At 45.4% G+C, this 1,936-nt stretch carries 2 protein-coding genes; both read left to right on the top strand.

Annotated elements, in window-relative coordinates:
- On the top strand, nucleotides 1-964 hold a 964-nt coding region (locus tag U9Q18_02945), incomplete at its 5' end, for an ATP-binding protein (GenBank protein ID MEA3313314.1).
- A 2-nt stretch (nucleotides 965-966) separates the two neighbouring features.
- On the top strand, nucleotides 967-1,936 hold a 970-nt coding region (locus tag U9Q18_02940; GenBank protein MEA3313313.1), incomplete at its 3' end, for an SAM-dependent DNA methyltransferase.

Here is a 1,936-nt window from a genome sequence, read left to right as displayed (position 1 = left end):
GGAAGCACTTGGCTTGGAGCCCAAGCCTTTTGATTCAGACAAAGTGCACTACTTCATGCCCCGTGGCAGGAATGGGCTGCCTAATTGCTTCTATGAGCCGAACTTTTCCCAAGTTTATGCTTATGACCTGGAATCTGCTGCTGACAAACTTGATTTGTTATTTGCTCAGATTCCAGATGCCTATTTCACCCTAGAATCCATCATCAGTGAAATTCGAGAGGGCATAAGAAATAGAGAATCTGACTTCAGAAATGTCCATAGCTGGGATAACTTGCTTAATGGAAGACCTCTGTTTGATCCAAATACACATGCAGCAGTAAAGGATTGGCGGGGCATAAGAGGCTCCTCAATCGGCGTCTTCAGACGCCATATCAGAAGGATGGTTAGGACCAGCCAGTCAGGAATTTTTGTGGATAACCTTTCAGTCCATGAAAAGGTTTTAAGTGATGAAATTCTGAACATCCAGGGTGGACACACCTATGTTATAGATATCGCTCGCCTCTATGAACACGAACAAATGCTAGTCTTCGGTGACCTGCTGAGAACCATTTATAGTCTCAAGGCAGAGCCACCAGAGAATAGAGCATCTCCAGTGCCTGACAAGATTATCTTCTTCGTTGATGAACTGAATAAATACGCCCCCAAAGGTGAAAGAACAGCTCCTCTTACCCAAAACGTTCTGGAGATTGCTGAGAGAGGTAGGTCGCTAGGAGTTATCCTCATTTCAGCTCAGCAGTTCATGAGTGCAGTTCACTCTCGAGTTACTGGTAATTGCGCTACTAAGGTGATAGGGAGAAGTGGTTCTTCCGAAATCATGCAGTCCGATTATGGCTTCATTGACCGGGAGATAAAGTCTAACCTCACCCGTCTTGCTCAGGGGGAACTTCTTCTTAGCCACGCAGTTTACCGCCAGCCAGTAAAGATAGTTTTCCCCAAGCCTGCGTATCAGCAACCAGAGGCTTAGGTATGGTTATAGATATTGAGAAGGAAATTAAGACAATAGCTCCTAATTTCGCCCAGCAGATTCAAGCGGCTGCCACGGAAACTTATAATGAGGCAGAATTCAGAACAAAGGTTACCCGTTTCATTGAGGAATTTGCTGACAAAGTCAGCCTCCCTATCTATCTGAAGGAGGAATACACCTTAGTAGAGGGCAGAGCAGACGCCGTTTATAACCGCTTGGTACTGGAATATAAGGCGCCGGGTGTTCTCAGGGAAAGCAATAGCTATAAATCAAATAGGGATGCTATTGAGCAGGTAAGGGATTATATAAAAGGGCTAGTAAGAAAAGAACGTCACAAACCAGAACGACTTGCCGGCATTGTGCTCGACGGGCATTACTTTATTTTTGTGCGCTTAAGAGAAGGCGTATGGCAGGAAGATCGGCCTGTTAGGGTAGAATCCTCTTCTACTGAGCGCTTCCTAAAGCTGCTGGCTTCTCTCTCCACAGAGCTTGCCCTTATTCCTGACAACCTGATCCGTGATTTTGGGGAAAACACCCCAGTCTCTCGCAAAGCAGTAAGTGCTTTATATAAGGCTCTTACTGAAGCCCAGAATCCCAAGGTGAAAAAGCTGTTTGAGCAGTGGTCACTACAGTTTGGTGAAGTATGTGACTACGAGAGAGCTTCCAAATTAAAGGTAGATTCCTTTGCCCGAAGATTTGGCATAACTGGAGAAGATGTCAAGCCTTTTCACTTCTTCTTCTGTCTCCATACTTATTATGCTACCTTTATAAAGTTGCTCGCAGTTCAGGTAGTGCACTATTATGCCATGCCCAAGCTGGGAACAAATATAAGGCAGGCAGCTACTTTTGATAGCCAACAGTTACGAGCCTATCTTGAGAAGATGGAGGAAGGTGGTATCTTCAGAGAGCTCGGCATTGCCAATTTTCTCGAGGGGGATTTCTTTAGCTGGTATCTGGATGTCTGGGATGAGC

The sequence above is a fragment of the Caldisericota bacterium genome (genome assembly GCA_034717215.1).
GTDB lineage: Bacteria > Caldisericota > Caldisericia > Caldisericales > Caldisericaceae > UBA646.
Note: the sequence above shows the minus strand (reverse complement) of the source record. Positions and strands in the feature narration are given on the sequence as shown.